Below are 17506 nucleotides of genomic sequence, written 5' to 3'. Positions count from 1 at the left end.
GAGGGCGGGCCCTGAGAGTCATCCTCTCAGGGCCCGCCCTCGTCATCTCTGCGTCAACACATGGGAGTCAGCAGAGTTCGACTCAGTGGTGCTGCGAACCGATCTGGCCCTGCGAGGCCGAAGCCTCGATGCCGGGCTCCGTAGCCTCGTGGTGATCGTGAGACAGCGCCTCCTGGTACTCCTCACGGGTCACCGGAGCCACCCGGTCCTCGAAGAACCAGCGGTTAAGGCCGGCACGCATCTTCTCCGTGCGCGTGACCTTGCCCTTCGCGTTTGGCACCGGACCACTGGGCTCCGGCGATTCGAAGGCCACGAGCGTGTAGAGCTCGTAGTCGTCGAGGCGGCTGTGCTTCTCACGGAACTCACCGTGAGGCAGCACCTCGATCACGCCCGCCTCATTGCCGTGGAGCACGATCTCACGGTCCTTGCGCTGCAGCGCCAAGCAGATGCGCTTGGTGATGATGAACGCGATCACCGGACCGACGAAGATCAGCACGCGCGACCAGTAGGTGATGTCGTTCAGCGAGAGCTGGAAATGCGTGGCGATGAGGTCGTTGGATCCCATGCCCCACATGATGCAGTAGAACGTCGCCACGGCCACGCCCACGGCGGTGCGGGTCGGCACGTTGCGCGGACGGTCCAGCACGTGGTGCTCCCGCTTGTCACCGGTGATCCAGGCCTCGACCCATGGCCAGATGAACAGACCCAGGAACATCAGAGCCACTGGGATCATGGGGATGAGCACCGGCAGTGCCAGGTTGTTCGCACCCCACGGCATCGGCAGGAGCAGCTCCAGCGAGGTGTCCCCGAGATAACCGGGCATCAGACGCAGGACACCTTCGAAGGGACCGATGTACCAGTCGGGCTGGGCTCCGGCCTGTACCGGTGAGGGGTCGTAGGGACCGTAGTTCCACAGCGCGTTGATCTGGAAGGTCCCGGAGATCCCGGCCAGGATGCCGAAGACGATGAAGAAGAATCCACCGGCCTTGGCGGCGTAGACCGGACCGACCGGGTAGCCGACCACGTTGGTCTCCGTGCGTCCCGGGCCCGGGTACTGGGTGTGCTTGTGGATGACCACCATGAACAGGTGCACGGCGATCAGCACCAGGATCAGCGCCGGGATCACCATGATGTGCAGCGCGTAGAGCCGCGGGATGACCTCGTCACCGGGGAACTCCCCACCGAAGAGGAAGAAGGAGATGTAGCTGCCGACCACCGGCAGGGCCTTGATCATGCCGTCGATGATGCGCAGACCGTTGCCGGAGAGGACCTCGTCCGGCAGCGAGTAGCCGGTGAAGCCGGCGCCCATGCCCAGGATGAGCAGCGAGCAGCCGACGACCCAGTTCAGCTCGCGCGGCTTGCGGAATGCTCCGGTGAAGAACACCCGCAGCATGTGGATGGCCATCGCCGCGACGAACAGCAGCGCCGACCAGTGGTGGAGCTGACGCATGAACAGACCGCCGCGGACGTCGAAGGACAGGTCCAGGGCGGTGGCGTAGGCGGTCGACATCTCCACGCCCTGCAACGGTGCATAGGAGCCGTTGTAGGTGGTCGAGGACATCGACGGGTCGAACCAGAAGGTCAGGAAGGTACCCGAGACGATCAGGATGATGAAGCTGTACAGGGCCAGCTCACCGAACATGAAGGTCCAGTGGTCCGGGAAGATCTTCCGCCCGAACTCGCGCACGATGCTGGTGCCGCCGACCCGCTGGTCGACGTAGTCAGCGATTCGTCCCGTCCGGGTTGAGGCGCGGTACTCCTGCGTGGGAGCAGCTGCGGATTCCGGTGCGTGGGTGCTCATTTCTCGCCTCGCTCCCAGTAGGTCGGGCCGACAGGTTCGGTGAAGTCGCTGCGTGCGACCAGGTAGCCCTCGTCATCGACGGTGATGGGCAGCTGCGGCAAAGGACGTCCGGCCGGGCCGAAGACCACCTTGAACTCGTTGGCGGCGTCGAAGGTCGACTGGTGGCAGGGGCACAGCAGGTGGTGGGTGTGCCGCTCGTAGAGCGCCACCGGGCAGCCGACGTGGGTACAGACCTTGGAGCAGGCGATGATGCCGTCGTAGGTCCAGTCCTCGCGTCCGCGGCTGACCGTCTCGAAGTCCTGCGGGTTCATGCGCATCAGCAGCACGACGGCCTTGGCCTTCTCGCTGAGTCGGTCACCGTGGCCGGGGACGTCACGCAGATTCTCCGGAACCACATGCATCGCCGAGCCGACGGTGAGGTCTGCCGCACGGATGGGCGTGCCGGTGGGGTCACGAACCAGGCGGACTCCCTCGTCCCAGAGGCTGTGGCGCAGCCGCTCGACGCCGAAGTCATCCGACTGGTCCAGATCACGGAGCACCAGCACACCGGGCAGCGGGGCGAGAACCATGGCACCGATGAGGGTGTTGCGGATCAGCGGGCGACGCTTGATCCCGGACTCTTCGAGCACATCGCCGACGATCTTCTCGGCCTCAGCACGCTCGGCCTCTTTGCGCAGGGGCTTGCGGTCCTCGACCATCTCGTGGTCCGGCATGAGGGTCTTGGCCCAGTGCACGACGCCGAGTCCGATGCCGAGCATCGCGAAGGCCACGCCCACACCGAGCAGGGTGTTCTGCAGACGCAGCATGTGCAGGTCTTCGGAGAGCTCGATCGTGAAGTAGCCGACGAAGAAGATGACGGTACCGATGATCGAGAGCAGGAACATCACGAAGACCTGGCGCTCCGAGCGCTTGGCGGCCTTCGGGTCCTCATCGGCCAGCCGCGGACGGTGCGGCGGCAGCCCCGGGTCGTCGATGGCATAGCCGCCGGACTCCCCCTCACCGGCTCTGATGACGGCTCCCCGGTGCTTCGGGTCGCCGTGACCGTGCTCGACCATATGGTTCTCGTCCTTTGCTTGAGTGATTGCTGTGCGGGTGCGTGTGTGCGGTGCTGATGCCCACCGCGGGTGCTCAGGAGGAGCGCGAGGTCAGCCAGACCATCGAGCCGATGATCACGGCGATGCCTCCGGTCCAGATGAACAGGCCTTCGGAGACCGGTCCCAGCGAGCCCAACGAGAATCCGCCCGGAGAGCCCTGCGCCTCGTAGGTCTTCAGGAAGGAGACGATGTCCCGCTTGTCCTCCGGCGGGATGTTCGCGTCGTTGAAGACCGGCATGTTCTGCGGGCCGGTGGTCATGGCCTCGTAGATGTGCCGCTCATCGACTCCGTGCAGGCTGGGTGCGAACTTGCCCTCGGTCAGGGCGCCGCCGGCGGCGGCGGCGTTGTGGCACATCGCGCAGTTGATGCGGAAGAGCTCGCCGCCTCGGGCCGGGTCGCCCTCGTCCACATCGAGGTACTGGTCCTCCGGCACTGCCGGACCGGCGCCCAGGGAGGCTACGTAGGCAGCCAGCTGCATAGTCTGCTCGTCATTGAACTGCTTCGGCTTCTGCTGAGCCTGCGGACCCTGCATCTGCATCGGCATGCGCCCGGTGCCGACCTGGAAGTCGACGGAGGCCGCGCCCACGCCGACCAGCGACGGACCGGCGTCAGTGCCCTCAGCGTTGATGCCGTGGCAGGTGGCGCAGTTGGCGACGAAGAGACGTTCGCCCTCATCGACGTCGGCGCTGGAGTAGGCGTCCTCATTGTTGCTCGCCTGGGCCTCGTTGATCGTGGTGGCGGCGGCATAGAGGCCGCCGGTGATCAGCAGTCCCAGAAGGAGCAGGGCCACTCCGGCGAAGGGGTGGCGGCGCCTCTGCGAAAGTGCCTTCACGTGCCGTGTCCTAACTTCTCGGTGCGTAGTCCGCCTGTCCGCCGCGTCGGCGTCGGGCGAGGTGTGCGATTGTCAGCGTGTCCGCTTCAGACGTCTGCGGTGCACCCCGGGGGCGGGGGTTTAGACGAAGAACGGGAGGATGTAGACGACGCCGAAGAGTGCGATCCAGACGACGTCGACGAAGTGCCAGTAGTAGGAGACCACCACAGCCGCGCTGGCCTCCTTATGGGTGAACTTCACGCTGAAGTAGGCGCGTGCGATCACGAAGAGGAAAGCGACCAGGCCGGCCACGACGTGGAGGCCGTGGAAACCGGTGGTGATGTAGAACGCCGAACCGAAGGCGTTCGCCGGGATGGTGACCCCCTCGGACACCAGGACCGCGAACTCGTAGGTCTGACCGGCGATGAACACCGCACCGAGGATGAAGGAGGCGATGTACCACTCCACCATTCCCCAGTGGCGCACGCTCATCAGCGATCCGGTGCGCCGAGGCTGGTGCCGCTCAGCGGCGAAGACGCCGAACTGCGCGGTCACCGAGGAGGACACCAGGATCACGGTGATGGTGGTGGCCAGCGGGATGTCCAGCAGCGCGCTGTTCTCTGCCCACATCTCGGGCTCAGCGGAGCGCAAGGTGAAGAACATCGCGAACAGGCCGGCGAAGAACATCAGCTCGCTGGTCAGCCAGACCATAGTGCCCACGGACACCATGTTCGGACGATTCGGCAGTGCGCGAGCCGGAACGTTGGGAGCTTGGGTTGCAGACGTCACGGACTCATTATGACCTGAACGTCAGCGTGTTCGCTAACGACGCACTGCGGCGTGGCGCCGCCTCTGATGAAGCTGATGGCCCTGCAGCCCCGTAATTCTCAGCATCCGCCCAGCTGTGAACTCCTCGGAAGGGCCGCAGAAATTTCTACGAAACGTAGTAGATAGACCGAATATGACGTGCCAACGGGCAGCTCTGGAGGACCTTCACGCAGTGCAGACGACGTACCTGGCCCACGACGTACCTGAGACACCATCCCTGAGACACCATCTCGGCCCGTCTGACATCCACTATGCCTGCACCACCTGGATTTCTCCTGGTGGCCTGCTGGGCCGAGGCTGTCACATCACGGCCCTCAGCCCCGTGGTGCCCGCTCTTCCCGCCGGGCACCGTCCCGCTAGGCTGGAGCCGTGACTTCGATGAGCCAGCACGACACCGAAGACAGAGACGGCGCTGCGAGAGACAGCGCTGCGAGAAACAGTGGTGCGAAAGACAGCACGGCAGCCGCGGCACCTCCTCCACGCACCTGGCCGCAGATCCTCGAGCATCTGCTGCACGGCGAGGACCTCTCGGCCGACACTGCCTCCTGGGCGATGAGCCAGCTGATGTCCGGGGAGCTCACTGACGTCGAGATCGCCGGTTTCCTCACCGCATTGCGAGCCAAAGGCGAGACCGCCGAGGAGCTTTTGGGTCTGAGCACCTCCATGCTGGACCATGCGGTGCCAGTGCGCATCTCCTCCCCCAGCCTGGACATCGTGGGCACCGGAGGTGACGGGCTGGGCACGGTCAATATCTCGACGATGTCCTCGCTGATCGCCGCCGGGGCTGGAGCGCGGGTCGTCAAGCATGGCAACCGCGGCGCCTCCACCACCGCCGGTGCTGCCGATGTCATCGAAGCGCTCGGTGTGGATCTGGCGATGAGCACGCAGCGCCTAGCCCAGTGTGCGGAGCAGACCGGGATCACCTTCCTCTTCGCCCAGCAGTTCCACCCGTCGATGCGTCATGTGGCACCGGTGCGACGAGGCCTGGGAGTGCGCACGGTCTTCAACTTCCTCGGCCCGCTGTCCAACCCGGCCGGGGTGACCGCCCAGGCGCTGGGATGCGCTCATGAGCGCCTGGCCCCTGAGATGGCACGGGTGATGGCGCTGCGCGGCATCCACGGACTGGTCTTCCGGGGGCGCGACGGCAGAGACAAGATCACCACCTCTGCTGAGACCGACATCTGGGAGGTCCGGCACGGAGAAGTGCAGCACTATGTCATCGCACCGGAGGACTTCGGGCTGGACCGCGTGACGGTCGATTCCCTACGCGGCGGTGACGGTGCGCATAATGCCGACATCGTCCGTGGCGTTCTCGATGGGAGAGGCGGGCCGGTGCGCGAGGCCGCACTGCTCAACGCTGCTGCCGGGCTCACCGCCTGGTCCGCTGCACATGCTGCGATGGCGCCGCGTCCCGATGGGACACAGCCCGAGAGGACCGTCGCCGGCGGCATCGGCGCGGAACTGGCTGATGATCTGCCCCAGCGGCTCCAGGCCAACTTACAGCTGGCGCAGGACTCCGTGGATTCCGGGGCCGCTGCCGCGGTGCTGGACCGCTGGGTGGAGTTCAGTCGCCGCTGAGACTCGGCGCAGCACGGCCCGGAGAACGGATCAGCGTCACTTCATCACTCCGTCACGTCACTGTCTGAGCGCTGCCTCATCGCTGAGCGTCGGAGACGGTGCCCGGCTCCTCGGCAGAATCCTCATCATGGCCGAACGGGTCAGGATCTTCTCCCGGCATCCAGCTCAGGCCGGGTACACCCCAACCTTCACGGCGGCGGGCGCGCCGCCAACGGCGTGTCCACTGCGGGTTGAGGCGGTCGACGTAGAGGAACCCATCGAGGTGGTCGTACTCGTGTTGCATGATGCGGGCAAACCAACCGCGAGCCTCGAACCGGATCGGTGCTCCATCGAGGCCGATGCCCATGACCTCGACGTGATCGCTGCGGTGCAGCGGGAAGCCGAGCCCCGGAACGGAGAGGCATCCTTCTGTGTGCTCTTCAGCGTCGGGCGCCGTCTGAGCGGGCTTGGCGATCAGCCGCAGACGCGGGTTGATGATCACGCCCCGCGAGGGCACCTCACCGGAATCGGCGTACTGGTAGGTGAAGATCCGCCGTCCCACGCCGATCTGCGGGGCGGCGAGACCGACACCGTGTGCGGCGTCCATCGTGGCGAACATGTCATCGATCAGAGTACGGATCTCGTCGTCGATGGTCTCGACCTCGGCGGCCCGCTGATGCAGGACGGGCTCGCCGCAGATGGTGATGGGGCGGATCGTCATGGTCCACGATCCTAACTCCTCCGAGGCCTGAACGCGGCGTCGAGCACAGACGTGGGGCCGCGACGAGCATCAGCTCATCACGGCCCCACGTTCTGAGGTCTCCCGCCCCTCGACGACCGCTGTCGTCGAGGGGCGGGCAGTCCCCGATCAGTGCGCGTAGCGCTTCCGGTTGTATTCCATGACCCAGCCCACGGTGAAGAAGAGCGTGGGCACCAGGGCGATCCCGACGACCCACCAGTCATAGGCCACACCGAAGACCAGCAGTGCGCAGGCCGCACCCAACCCGAGCGGCCACCAGCTCCACGGGGCGAAGTCCCCGTAGTTTCCGGCCATCTCGTGGATCTCGCCGTCGCTGCGGTCGGAATCCATGACTTCGCTGTTCTTCGCGGTCATCCGCAGGTAGAACCAGAGCATGAAGCCGACTCCGGCGCTGAGCAGCAGCAGGGGGAACCCGGCCAGCTCGTCGAACCCGGTGACGAACCCGTAGATAAACGCGATGACGAGCAGGAAGGCTCCGACACCCAGGAAGACTCCAATATTGGTCCTCATCAGATTCCTCCCTTGTCCTTCTGGTCAGCAGGTCCGAAGACCTTACCGGCCGCCGATTGCAGGGTATGACGCTCTGCCAGCTCCGGATGGTGCAGGTCCAGTGCAGGACGCTCCGAGCGGATGCGCGGCAGCGAGTAGAAGTTGTGCCGCGGCGGCGGGCAGGACGTCGCCCACTCCAGGGAGGCGCCGAAGCCCCAGGGGTCGTCCACCAGCACACGGCGGCCCTTGCGGTGGGTGACCCACACGTTCCAGAAGAACGGGATCAGCGAGGCGCCCAGCAGCATCGAGAACACGGTGGAGAACTGGTTCATCTGGGTGAAGCCGTCCTCGACGAGGTAGTCGGCATAACGCCGAGGCATCCCCATCACACCGAGCCAGTGCTGGATCATGAACGTGCCGTGGAACCCGGTGAACAGCATCCAGAACTGGATCTTGCCCAGGCGCTCGTTGAGCATCTTGCCGGTCCACTTCGGCCACCAGTAGAAGAACCCGGCGAACATCGCGAACACGACGGTGCCGAAGATCACGTAGTGGAAGTGGGCGACGACGAAGTAGGTGTCGGAGACGTGGAAGTCCAGCGGCGGTGAGGCCAGGATGACACCGGTCAGGCCGCCGAAGAGGAAGGTCACCAAGAAGCCGATGCTCCAGAGCATAGGGTTCTCGAAGGTGATCGAGCCTCGCCACATCGTGCCGATCCAGTTGAAGAACTTCACCCCGGTGGGTACGGCGATGAGCATGGTCATCAGCGCGAAGAACGGCAGCATCACCGCACCGGTGACGTACATGTGGTGAGCCCAGACCGTCACCGAGAGTGCGGCGATGGCGATGGTCGCGTAGACCAGCCCCTTATAGCCGAAGATCGGCTTGCGGCTGAAGACCGGAAGGATCTCCGAGATGATGCCGAAGAACGGCAGCGCGATGATGTAGACCTCAGGGTGGCCGAAGAACCAGAACAGGTGCTGCCACAAGATGGCACCGCCTGCCTCCGGGTCGAAGATGTGCCCGCCGAGACGACGGTCCATACCGAGGCCGAACAGTGCGGCGGCCAGCGGCGGGAAGGCCATCAGGATGAGGATCGAGGTGATCAGGGTGTTCCAGGTGAAGATCGGCATCCGCCACATCGTCATACCCGGGGCACGCATGCAGATGATGGTGGTGATGAAGTTGACACCACCCATGATGGTTCCGAAACCGGTCAGACCGAGGCCGAACACCCACAGGTCACCGCCGACACCCGGCGAATAGGTGGTGTCAGACAGCGGCGCATAGGCGAACCACCCGAAGGAGGCCGCACCCTGCGGGGTGAGGAACCCGATCATCGCCACCAGTGAGCCGAACAGGAAGAACCAGAAGGCCAGCGCGTTCAGACGTGGGAAAGCGACATCCGGAGAACCGATCTGCAGCGGCATCATCACATTGGCGAAGCCAGCGAACAGCGGGGTGGCGAACATCAGCAGCATCACCGTGCCGTGCATGGTGAACAGCTGGTTGTACTGCTCCTTCGTCTGCAGCAGCTGCATGCCCGGCTCCCAGAGCTCGGCACGGATCAGCAGTGCCATCACACCGCCGACGCAGAAGAAGATGAAGGAGGTGATCAGGTACATGTACCCGATGACCTTGTGATCGGTGGTCGTCAGCCAGCTGACGACGATGCTCCCCTTCGAGCGGGGAACCACGCGCGGGCCGACCGCGCTCTCATCCGTGGTGTATTCGAGGGTAGCCACGATCAGTCCCCTTCGTTCGCGGTCACGTCGTCATACAGGTTCGGGTTGCGGTCGTACTCGTCACCGAGCTGACCCTCCGGCAGAGTCTGCAGGTACTCCTCGAACTCCTCGGCGGAGACGACCTCTACGTTGAAGAGCATCTCGGAGTGGTACTCGCCGCAGAGCTCCGCGCATTTGCCCTGGAAGGTGCCCTCCTCCTGCGGAGTCAGGTCGATGCGGGTGGTCTTGCCCGGGATCATGTCGCGCTTCTGCAGGAAGGCGGGGATCCAGAAGGAGTGGATGACGTCGCGGGAGTTCAGCTCGAAGGTCACTGACTCGTCCACCGGCAGGTAGAGGGTCGGCAGGGTCTCTTCGACGCCCTCCTCACCGGTCAGATGGGCCTGGACACCGGCGTAGTACCGCTCCTCGCCGTCGTACTGGTAGTTGAAGTCCCAGGCCCACTGCTTGCCGCGGACGTCGACGACGAGATCGGCGTCCTCGGTCTCCTCGTCCACGGAGCGCTGCACCTGATCGGTGAAGTAGAAGAGCACACCGACCATGATGATCGGAACGATCGTGTACATGATCTCCAGCGGCACGTTGTAGGCCAGCTGGCGGGGGTAGCCGGTCTCACCCTTGCGACGGCGGTAGGCCACCATGCACCAGAGCATCAGGCCCCAGGTCACCAGGCCGACGCCCAAGGCCGCGATCCACGAGTTGACCCACAGGTCAGTCAGCTCGGCAGTGTTGCTGGTGGTCTCACGGCTTCCGGGCAGCCAGCCCCGCTGGACCTGCTCCGAGCAGCCGGTCAGGACCAGCGCCGCCGCCGCGGCGGCCGTGATCCCTCGGGCTGCGCGTCGGCCCCGGCTGACGGTTCGCTTCTCCGAACTCACAGACGGCCCTTCCTCTTCTTGGTGTGCGATGTGATCGACACCTCCGGGCCATCACCGCAGCGCTTCGGCAGCACCTCGGCGGAGCGGTAGGGGCTCCGGCACGTGTCGGGAACAAGATTACTACCAACTGTAGACGTTCGCTCCGACCGAACACAGGCTGTGACACGGCCGAGCGCCTGCTGAGCATCCTGCGCGTTGCCTCTGCGCTGTGGTGCGCACAACGGTGACGGCATGACGAGGCCGCCGTGGCGGCCCGGTGATCCGGGGTGCCACGGCGGCCTGGTCCTCAGTGCCCATACGAGCCGGCACAAGCCAGCACCACGCAGGACACGGAGTGAAAAGAACTTGGAAGATGTCGTGAGTATGACGGCCAGCGCACAGCCGCGCCGTTCAACGGCTCAGTGGAAGGAGTCACCGCAGGCGCAGGATCCTCCGGCGTTCGGGTTGTCGATCGTGAAGCCCTGCTTCGAGATCGAGTCCTCGAAGTCGATGGTGGCCCCGTCGAGGTACGGTACCGACATCTTGTCGACGATGACCTCGACCCCGCCGAATCCGCGGACGGCGTCGCCGTCGAGGGTCCGCTCATCGAAGTAGAGCTGATAGATGAGCCCGGAACATCCGCCGGGCTGGACTGCGACCCGCAGACGCAGATCCTGACGGCCCTCCTGTTCCAGCAGGGCTGCCACCTTCGAGGAAGCGGCCTCGGTCAGCTCCACCTGGTGGGACTTCAGCTGGTCAGCCTCTGTACTGGCTGCGGCGTCCTGAGTGGGGGTAGTCATGCGCTGTGCACCTCTTTCGGGTCGGGCTCATTCCCGTCGACGGCGTCGATGCGACCGATATCCATCGATATCAATAGAACCGATGCCACTGACGGTATCAAGCACCACAACATCAGCACAGTGCGCCGCATTCCCCTCTGCGCTGCCGGACCATACCCGGCAGGCTTCTGCGCAGAGCCGGGAGAAGCAGAGCCGGGAGAATCGGCTGTGCCCCGGGCGGGAACCCCGCGGTGACACCGATAGACTGGGCGTCGTGTTTGGACGTAAGAAGAAGACAGACGAGACGGCTCCGCCCGCCGAAGGATCTGCCGCACAGTCGGCCCAGCAGACTCCGGCCCCCTCACGGGGCCCCGCGCCGAAGGGCCGGCCGACCCCGAAGCAGCGGGACCAGGTGGCGGCGAGGAAGCGGCCCCTGGTGCCCGATGATCGACGCGCCGCCCGCGAGGCTCAGCGCGAGCACATCCGTGAGGTCCGCCAGAAGCAGCGGATCGCCCTGGAGACCGGCGATGACCGCTATCTGCCCCCGCGGGACCGCGGCCCGCAACGACGCTTCGCCCGTGACTGGGTGGACGCCCGCACGGGGCTGGGCGAGTGGATGCTGGTGCTGGTGCTGGTCTTCCTCTTCACCTCTCTGCTGCTCCCCGAAGACGCGCGCCTGGTGATGAGCCAGGCCCTCTGGGTGCTGGTGCTGCTGGTCATCGTCGAGGGCTGGTACGTGGGCCGGTCGGTCCGCAAACGGGCCGAGGCGAAGTTCGGAGAGATGGAACGCGGACTGCGCTTCTACTCGGCCATGCGTTCTCTGCAGATACGTCGGCTCCGGCTGCCGAAGCCGCTGGTGGCCCGCGGCGAGTACCCGGTCTGACGGCGAGTACCCGGTCTGGCCCCTGCACCGCTCAGACCCGGCGCTGCTCAGACCCGCCGACGGCGCCGGATCAACCCCCGATTGATCCGGCGGACCCACAGCGGTCCGGCATAGATGAACCCGGTATAGCCCTGGACCAGATCGGCCCCCAGCTCCAACCGTTCGACGACGTCCTCGGCCGTCTCCACACCGCCCACGGAGATCACCGCCGTGGACTCGGGGAGCCGGGCCCGCAGCCGTTGCAGCACCTGGATGGACCGGGCGGCGAGCACAGGGCCGGAGAGCCCACCGGCGCCGGCCTTGGTGATCTTCGCCGCTGAGGTCTTCAGCCCGTGCCGGGTGGTCGTCGTATTCGTCGCGATGATCCCGTCCAGAGGCAGCTCCGCCGCCAGATCCGCCACGGCGTCGACGTCCTCATCGGCCAGATCCGGGGCGATCTTCACCAGCAGCGGCACGGCTCGTCCCGCTGCCTGGTGTGCGGCCTCTCGTACGGCGGCCAGCAGCGGACGCAGTGAGTCGATCTCCTGGAGCTGCCGCAGACCGGGCGTGTTCGGGGACGAGACGTTGACCACCAGATAATCCGCCCAGGGCGCCAGTGCCCGGGTAGAGACCAGATAGTCCTCCGTGGCCTCCTCCAGCGGGGTCACTTTGGTCTTGCCGATGTTCACACCCAGCACGGGGGCATGCTGACCTGCGGCCCGACGACGATCGATGCGGGCCCGCAGCCGCTGCAGACGCGCCGCGACGACCTCGGCGCCGTCGTTGTTGAAGCCCATCCGGTTGATCAGGGCGCGGTCAGCGATCAGCCGGATCAGCCGGGGACGGTCGTTTCCCGGCTGCGGGGACGCGGTGACCGTGCCGATCTCGATGTGCCCGAAGCCCAGGGCAGCCAGCGGCAGCACGGCCACTGCACCTTTGTCGAACCCGGCGGCCAGACCGAACGGCGAGGGCCACCGCCGCCCGAGCGCCTCCACGGCGAGCTCCGGGGCAGGGCGGGTCAGCCGTTCCACTGGTGCCAGCACGCCCATACGATGTGCCGCACGCAGCCCGGTGACCACCCACCGGTGCGCTGTCTCCGGATCCATCCCGGAGAAGATTCCCCGGAACAGCCCGCGGTAGATCCGGCCCTCCTGCGGCGGCTCGGTCGATCTCGGGGGGCTCTGAGCGTGCTCGGACGGGACAGTCATAGCCACCATCCTATGATCCAATATCCGGTGCCCAGTCCCCAGGCCCAGTCCCCAGGCCGAGTGCCTGGGCCGACCGGAGAACTGAGCCTCAGCAGCAGGCATAGGATGGGGACATGGAGTCGACGCCGGAGCCGCAGCTGCTCGAGGACTCTGCCGTCGGCCAGTGGGTGCCCGATATCCTGCCCGGATGTTCACGCCGGACCCTGCCGCTGGGCCGGGACGAGGAAGGCCCGGTCTCAGCCACGCTGGTACGCCTCGATGACGTACCGTCACCACGCCAGAGGCCCGCTGCCAGCAAACCACCTGCTCCAGTGCTGCACATCCACGGGTGGACGGACTACTTCTTCAATCTCCCCATGGCCCGGGGCTTCGCCGCGAGCGGCCGGCCCTTCTATGCGCTGGACCTGCGGAAATACGGGCGCAGCCTGCGAGAGCACCAGACTCCGGGCTATATCGATGACCTGCGCACCTACCAGGAGGAGCTCGACGCCGCCGTCGAGATCATCGCCGAAGCCCACCCCGAGACGTCCGCCCCGATCGTTCACGCACACTCCACCGGAGGTCTCACCGCCGCGCTGTGGGCCGCGGACCGCCCGGACCGGCTCAGCGCCCTGATCCTCAACGCGCCCTGGTTGGAGCTGCCCGGAGACGTGGCCGCCCGCACCGCCGTCGACGGGCTGCTCGCACCGCTGAACCGCTTGGACCCCAAACGAGCCCTGCACGTCCCACCGGTCTCGACGTATTGGATGTCGCTGTCTGAGGACTCCCACGGCAGCTGGCGCATCCACCCGCTGTGGCGCCCGCCCGAGTCCTTTCCGATGCGTCCGGGCTGGCTGCGCGCCGTCCTCGCCGGGCACAGCGCGGTCTATCGGGGCCTGGACATCTCCGTGCCTCTGCTGGTGCTGCTCTCGGAGAAGACCGTCTACCGCCGGAACTGGGTGGAGGAGATGCAGCACAGCGACTCGGTGCTCGACGTCGACCTGCTGGCCCGCCGGGCGGTGAAACTCGGCCCGACGGTCACCGTGGAGCGGCTCACCGGGGCCATGCACGACATCTTCGCCTCCGCGGAACCGATCCGCCGCGAGGCCTTCCACCGGATCACCCGGTGGCTGCACGCCTACGGCCCCGAGGCCCAGACCGACCGTTCAGAAGGTCACTGCGACACCTGATCCACGGCCCCGCCATAGCGGCGGTCCCTGCGCGCGTAGATCTCCAGGGCGCGCCACAGGGTTCTGCGGTCGACATCGGGCCAGAGCACATCGAGGAAGACGAACTCGGCGTAGGCCGACTGCCACAGCAGAAAATTCGAGAGTCGCTGCTCCCCGGAGCTACGCAGAAAAAGGTCGACATCGGGCAGATCAGGCTCGTCGAGATGCGCCGCGATCGTCGTCTCGCGGATCCGGGACGGATCCAGCTGCCCGTCAGCGGCCTTCTGGGCGATCTGGCGCACCGCGTCGGTGATCTCCGCCCGGCCTCCGTAGTTCACGCACATGGTCAGCGTGCAGCGGGTATTGTGCCGGGTCAGCTCCTCAGCCGCCTCCAGCTCGCGGATCACCGAACCCCAGAGCCTGGGCCGCCGACCGTTCCACCGGATGCGCACCCCCCACGAGTGCAGGACGTCACGCTGACGCCGCAGCACCCGCCGCGAGTAGCTCATGATGAAGCGGACCTCCTCTGGGGAGCGCTTCCAGTTCTCCGTGGAGAAGGCGTAGGCGCTGACGTGCTCGACACCGGCCTCGATCGCCCCGGCGATGACCTCCATCAGCGCGTCCTCGCCGGCCTTATGCCCCTCGGTCCGCGGCAGTCCGCGCTGATTCGCCCACCGGCCGTTGCCGTCCATGACCACCGCCACGTGCCGCGGGACCAGCTCCGTGGGCAGCGGCGGCGGTGTGGCACCAGAGGGATGGACCGGTGGTCCGGCGAACGGGGTCGAATCACCAGAATGGGTGCGAACAGACGGCATGGCCTCCATTATGCCGCCCGGCGGTGCATCATCCGGTCACCCATGCCGCCGGATCACCTGTGCCGTCCGGTCACCTGTGCCGACTGAGCACCGGAGCAGCTCAGCCGGTGCCCAGACGCCGTTCCAGCTGATGCTGGGCGTAGCCATGCACCACGGCAGAGGCCTCGTGGCGTTCCGCCGCCGTGGCCCCGCGAGTCCGGGTCCAGTCGCCCTCCTGCAGAGCACGCAGCAGCACCACTGTGCCGTGATCCAGACGCCGTGCTCCGGGCGGGCGGCAGTCCTCGCAGGTCGGGCCGCCCAAGGCGGGGCTGAACCCGGGCTGCTCCCCCGGACGTCCGCAGGCCACGCACGCGTCCCAGGACACCGCCCAACCCGCCCGGGCCAGCGCACGCAGCAGATAGGAGCTCTGCACCGCATCCGGCGGATGGATCCCGCGAGCCAGGGCTGAGAGCCCCCCATGGAGCAGAGTGAACTGCTGCCGGGAGTCATCGACGTCGGTCTCGGAGAGACGCTCAGCGGCCTGCGCCATCACATGGGCAGCGAGATACTTCTCATAGTCAGCGACGATGGCGGCACCGTAGCTGCCCTTGGAGATCGCCTGCGTGACGATGTCCAGGCTCCGGCCATGGACGAACTGCACGTCAGCGGCCATGAAAGGCTCCAAGGTGGCGCCGAACTTCGACGTCGTCCGGCGCACGCCTTTCGCCACGGCACGGACCAGCCCATGACCGGGGGTCAGCACGGTGATGATCCGGTCGGCCTCCCCCAGGTCATGGGTACGCAGCACCAGGGCAGCATCACGGTAGCTGCGTGAGGCGAACGTCGATCCTGCCACAGGTCCTCAGGGGTCTTCCGGCTCAGTCCTCGGCGGTGCGCAGCGCCCGGTTGGCCGCTGAGACCACGGCCTTCAGCGAGGCGGTGGAGGTGTTGTGATCGATGCCGACACCCCAGAGCACCCGGTCGCCGATGGCACATTCGACGAAGGCCGCCGCCTGGGCGTCACCACCCTGACTCATCGCGTGCTCCGAATAGTCCAGCACCCGCACGTCGACACCTTCACGGCTGAGCAGCTGGACCAGCGCGTCCACCGGTCCGTTGCCCTCGCTGCTGCGTCGACCCCATTCGCCCTGGACCTGGAGGTCCAGGTCCATCGAGAACCGTCCCTCAGCGGTGGTGGTCGTCTCCACACGGCCCAGCCGGAACCGGCCCCACTGCGGCTCACCGGCGGCGGGCAGGTATTCGTCGGTGAACATCCTCCAGATCTCCTCCCCGGAGACCTCTCCCCCGCCGTCGTCGGCGCGGCGCTGGATGACTCCGGAGAACTCGACCTGGGCCCGGCGGGGCAGATCCACACCGTGCTCAGTCTTGAGCAGATAGGACACACCGCCCTTGCCGGACTGCGAGTTCACCCGAATGACGGCCTCGTAGCTGCGGCCCACGTCCTTGGGGTCGATCGGCAGATACGGCACCGCCCACATCGTGTCCTCCACGGCCTCCCCGGCGGCTTCGGCACGACGTTCGATATGGGCCAGACCTTTGTTGATCGCGTCCTGGTGGGAACCGGAGAACGCGGTGAAAACCAGGTCACCGCCGTAGGGTGAGCGTTCCGGCACCGGCATCTGGTTGCAGTACTCCACGACCCGGCGGATCTCGGCCATATCCCGGAAGTCGATCTGCGGGTCGATGCCCTGGCTGAACAGGTTCATGCCCAGGGTCACCAGGTCCACGTTGCCGGTGCGCTCGCCGTTTCCGAACAGGCAGCCTTCGATGCGGTCGGCACCTGCCATATAGCCCAGCTCCGCCGCGGCCACTCCGGTGCCGCGGTCATTATGCGGATGCAGGGACAGGATCACCGCATCCCGGTTCCGCAGGTTGCGGTGCATCCATTCCACCGAATCGGCGTAGACGTTGGGGGTGGCCATCTCCACAGTGGCCGGCAGGTTAATGATCATCTTCTGCTCCGCAGTGGCGCCGAAGACCTCGATCACCTCGTCGCAGATCCGGGCGGCGAACTCCAGCTCAGTGCCGGTGAAGGACTCCGGGGAGTACTGGTAGACGATCGGAGTCGAGGAGGTCATCTGCTCCTGGTACTTCAGGCAGAGCCGGGCGCCCTGGGTGGCGATGTCGACGATGCCGTCCTGGTCCTGGCCGAAGACGACTTCGCGCTGCAGGATCGAGGTGGAGTTGTAGAGATGGACGATGGCGCGAGGAGCGCCTTCGATGGCCTCGAAGGTCCGTTCGATCAGGTGCTCGCGCGCCTGGGTGAGCACCTGGATGGAGACGTCCTCGGGGATGCGTCCGCCGTCGATGAGCTGACGGACGAAGTCGAAGTCGGTCTGTGAAGCCGAGGGGAAGCCCACCTCGATCTCTTTGTATCCCATCGAGACGAGCAGGTCGAACATCCGGTGCTTACGCTCCGGCGACATCGGATCGATCAGCGCCTGGTTGCCGTCGCGCAGGTCCACCGCGCACCAGCGGGGGGCCTCAGTGATCACCTGGTCCGGCCAGCTGCGGTCCGGCAGGGACACGTTGATCTGATCGTGGAAGGGCAGATACCGGTGGTACGGCATCGCGGAGGGTTTCTGGTGGTTGCGCATCATCGCCATCCTCATGAGATCGGTCCGTGAAGGGGCTTCGGCCGCAGGAGACCCCGCGGAGGGGTCCCGGGATGCTCCGCAACGGGTGCCGGCCCGGCAGGCGATGTGACGCTGACGGATGTGAGAGGGCTCAGCAGCCCGTCCGTGTGCGCACCTGCACG

The 17506-nt window shown here is 66.2% G+C and carries 16 protein-coding genes; 3 read left to right on the top strand and 13 right to left on the bottom strand.

The window, feature by feature from the left end; all coding sequences use genetic code 11:
* Positions 1 to 82: 82 nt before the first annotated feature.
* The 4 genes from qcrB to ctaE all read right to left on the bottom strand — a co-directional run bounded on the left by qcrB (position 83) and on the right by ctaE (position 4495).
* Complete coding sequence (gene qcrB / locus RIL96_RS03710) at positions 83 to 1801, bottom strand: cytochrome bc1 complex cytochrome b subunit (protein WP_310547648.1); 1719 nt, start codon at positions 1799 to 1801, stop codon at positions 83 to 85.
* Positions 1798 to 2856, bottom strand: a complete 1059-nt coding sequence (gene qcrA / locus RIL96_RS03705) for a cytochrome bc1 complex Rieske iron-sulfur subunit (RefSeq protein WP_310547647.1) — start codon at positions 2854 to 2856, stop codon at positions 1798 to 1800. The genes qcrB and qcrA overlap by 4 nt, the downstream gene beginning before the upstream one ends.
* Positions 2857 to 2929: 73 nt before the next feature.
* Positions 2930 to 3727: a cytochrome bc1 complex diheme cytochrome c subunit gene (qcrC, locus tag RIL96_RS03700; protein ID WP_310547646.1), complete on the bottom strand. Its 798-nt coding sequence runs from the start codon at positions 3725 to 3727 to the stop codon at positions 2930 to 2932.
* Between the two features lie 120 nt (positions 3728 to 3847).
* A complete protein-coding gene (ctaE, locus tag RIL96_RS03695) occupies positions 3848 to 4495 on the bottom strand; it encodes an aa3-type cytochrome oxidase subunit III (RefSeq protein WP_374761837.1) in 648 nt (215 codons plus the stop codon).
* 408 nt (positions 4496 to 4903) lie between these two features.
* Between ctaE and trpD the strand changes: the two genes are divergently transcribed.
* Positions 4904 to 6112, top strand: coding sequence for an anthranilate phosphoribosyltransferase (trpD, locus tag RIL96_RS03690; RefSeq protein ID WP_310547645.1), 1209 nt, complete (start codon positions 4904 to 4906; stop codon positions 6110 to 6112).
* Positions 6113 to 6188: 76 nt separating this feature from the next.
* On the opposite strand, the gene def is transcribed toward trpD, so the two are convergent.
* From def to RIL96_RS03665, 5 genes are all read right to left on the bottom strand, one after another.
* Positions 6189 to 6812 (bottom strand): peptide deformylase, encoded by a 624-nt coding sequence (gene def, locus RIL96_RS03685; RefSeq protein ID WP_310547644.1) that lies wholly within the window; start codon positions 6810 to 6812, stop codon positions 6189 to 6191.
* Positions 6813 to 6959: 147 nt separating this feature from the next.
* A complete protein-coding gene (locus RIL96_RS03680) occupies positions 6960 to 7361 on the bottom strand; it encodes a cytochrome c oxidase subunit 4 (RefSeq protein ID WP_310547643.1) in 402 nt (133 codons plus the stop codon).
* Complete coding sequence (ctaD, locus tag RIL96_RS03675) at positions 7361 to 9085, bottom strand: aa3-type cytochrome oxidase subunit I (RefSeq protein WP_310547642.1); 1725 nt, start codon at positions 9083 to 9085, stop codon at positions 7361 to 7363. Before ctaD ends, RIL96_RS03680 begins: the two co-directional genes overlap by 1 nt.
* Before the next feature lie 2 nt (positions 9086 to 9087).
* Positions 9088 to 9957, bottom strand: a complete 870-nt coding sequence (gene ctaC, locus RIL96_RS03670; RefSeq protein ID WP_310547641.1) for an aa3-type cytochrome oxidase subunit II — start codon at positions 9955 to 9957, stop codon at positions 9088 to 9090.
* A gap of 398 nt (positions 9958 to 10355) precedes the next feature.
* Positions 10356 to 10736 (bottom strand): HesB/IscA family protein, encoded by a 381-nt coding sequence (locus tag RIL96_RS03665; protein WP_310547640.1) that lies wholly within the window; start codon positions 10734 to 10736, stop codon positions 10356 to 10358.
* A gap of 253 nt (positions 10737 to 10989) precedes the next feature.
* On the opposite strand from RIL96_RS03665, the gene RIL96_RS03660 reads away from it, so the two are divergent.
* The gene (locus tag RIL96_RS03660; RefSeq protein ID WP_310547639.1) at positions 10990 to 11598 is read left to right on the top strand and encodes a DUF3043 domain-containing protein; all 609 of its coding nucleotides are present in this window, start codon (positions 10990 to 10992) and stop codon (positions 11596 to 11598) included.
* A 47-nt stretch (positions 11599 to 11645) separates the two neighbouring features.
* On the opposite strand, the gene RIL96_RS03655 is transcribed toward RIL96_RS03660, so the two are convergent.
* Positions 11646 to 12785 (bottom strand): quinone-dependent dihydroorotate dehydrogenase, encoded by a 1140-nt coding sequence (locus tag RIL96_RS03655; protein ID WP_310547638.1) that lies wholly within the window; start codon positions 12783 to 12785, stop codon positions 11646 to 11648.
* Between the two features lie 113 nt (positions 12786 to 12898).
* Here RIL96_RS03655 and RIL96_RS03650 point away from each other — a divergent pair, with 113 nt between their 5' ends.
* A complete protein-coding gene (locus RIL96_RS03650; RefSeq protein ID WP_310547637.1) occupies positions 12899 to 13954 on the top strand; it encodes an alpha/beta hydrolase in 1056 nt (351 codons plus the stop codon).
* Here RIL96_RS03650 and RIL96_RS03645 read toward each other — a convergent pair.
* From RIL96_RS03645 to leuA, 3 genes are all read right to left on the bottom strand, one after another.
* The gene (locus RIL96_RS03645; RefSeq protein WP_310547636.1) at positions 13939 to 14748 is read right to left on the bottom strand and encodes an isoprenyl transferase; all 810 of its coding nucleotides are present in this window, start codon (positions 14746 to 14748) and stop codon (positions 13939 to 13941) included. The two genes, RIL96_RS03650 and RIL96_RS03645, sit on opposite strands and share 16 nt — an antisense overlap.
* Before the next feature lie 100 nt (positions 14749 to 14848).
* The gene (gene recO, locus RIL96_RS03640) at positions 14849 to 15583 is read right to left on the bottom strand and encodes a DNA repair protein RecO (protein WP_310547635.1); all 735 of its coding nucleotides are present in this window, start codon (positions 15581 to 15583) and stop codon (positions 14849 to 14851) included.
* Between the two features lie 22 nt (positions 15584 to 15605).
* Positions 15606 to 17345 carry a 2-isopropylmalate synthase gene (leuA, locus tag RIL96_RS03635; protein WP_310547634.1) on the bottom strand — a complete coding sequence of 580 codons (1740 nt, stop codon included), beginning with the start codon at positions 17343 to 17345 and terminating at the stop codon, positions 15606 to 15608.
* Between the last annotated feature and the right edge of the window lie 161 nt (positions 17346 to 17506).

It is taken from the genome of Nesterenkonia aerolata (genome assembly GCF_031470965.1).
In the GTDB taxonomy this organism is placed as follows: domain Bacteria; phylum Actinomycetota; class Actinomycetes; order Actinomycetales; family Micrococcaceae; genus Nesterenkonia; species Nesterenkonia aerolata.
The sequence above is the reverse complement of the archived record's forward strand: the minus strand, read 5'-3'. Positions and strand labels throughout refer to the sequence as shown.

Excerpts from the sequence above, each read along its gene's own strand:
- qcrB (WP_310547648.1), bottom strand. The coding sequence starts at position 1,801 with ATGAGCACCCACGCACCGGAATCCGCAGCTGCTCCCACGCAGGAGTAC.
- qcrA (WP_310547647.1), bottom strand. The coding sequence starts at position 2,856 with ATGGTCGAGCACGGTCACGGCGACCCGAAGCACCGGGGAGCCGTCATC.
- def (WP_310547644.1), bottom strand. The coding sequence starts at position 6,812 with ATGACGATCCGCCCCATCACCATCTGCGGCGAGCCCGTCCTGCATCAG.
- RIL96_RS03680 (WP_310547643.1), bottom strand. The coding sequence starts at position 7,361 with ATGAGGACCAATATTGGAGTCTTCCTGGGTGTCGGAGCCTTCCTGCTC.
- RIL96_RS03665 (WP_310547640.1), bottom strand. The coding sequence starts at position 10,736 with ATGACTACCCCCACTCAGGACGCCGCAGCCAGTACAGAGGCTGACCAG.
- RIL96_RS03655 (WP_310547638.1), bottom strand. The coding sequence starts at position 12,785 with ATGACTGTCCCGTCCGAGCACGCTCAGAGCCCCCCGAGATCGACCGAG.
- RIL96_RS03650 (WP_310547637.1), top strand. The coding sequence starts at position 12,899 with ATGGAGTCGACGCCGGAGCCGCAGCTGCTCGAGGACTCTGCCGTCGGC.
- RIL96_RS03645 (WP_310547636.1), bottom strand. The coding sequence starts at position 14,748 with ATGCCGTCTGTTCGCACCCATTCTGGTGATTCGACCCCGTTCGCCGGA.
- leuA (WP_310547634.1), bottom strand. The coding sequence starts at position 17,345 with ATGCGCAACCACCAGAAACCCTCCGCGATGCCGTACCACCGGTATCTG.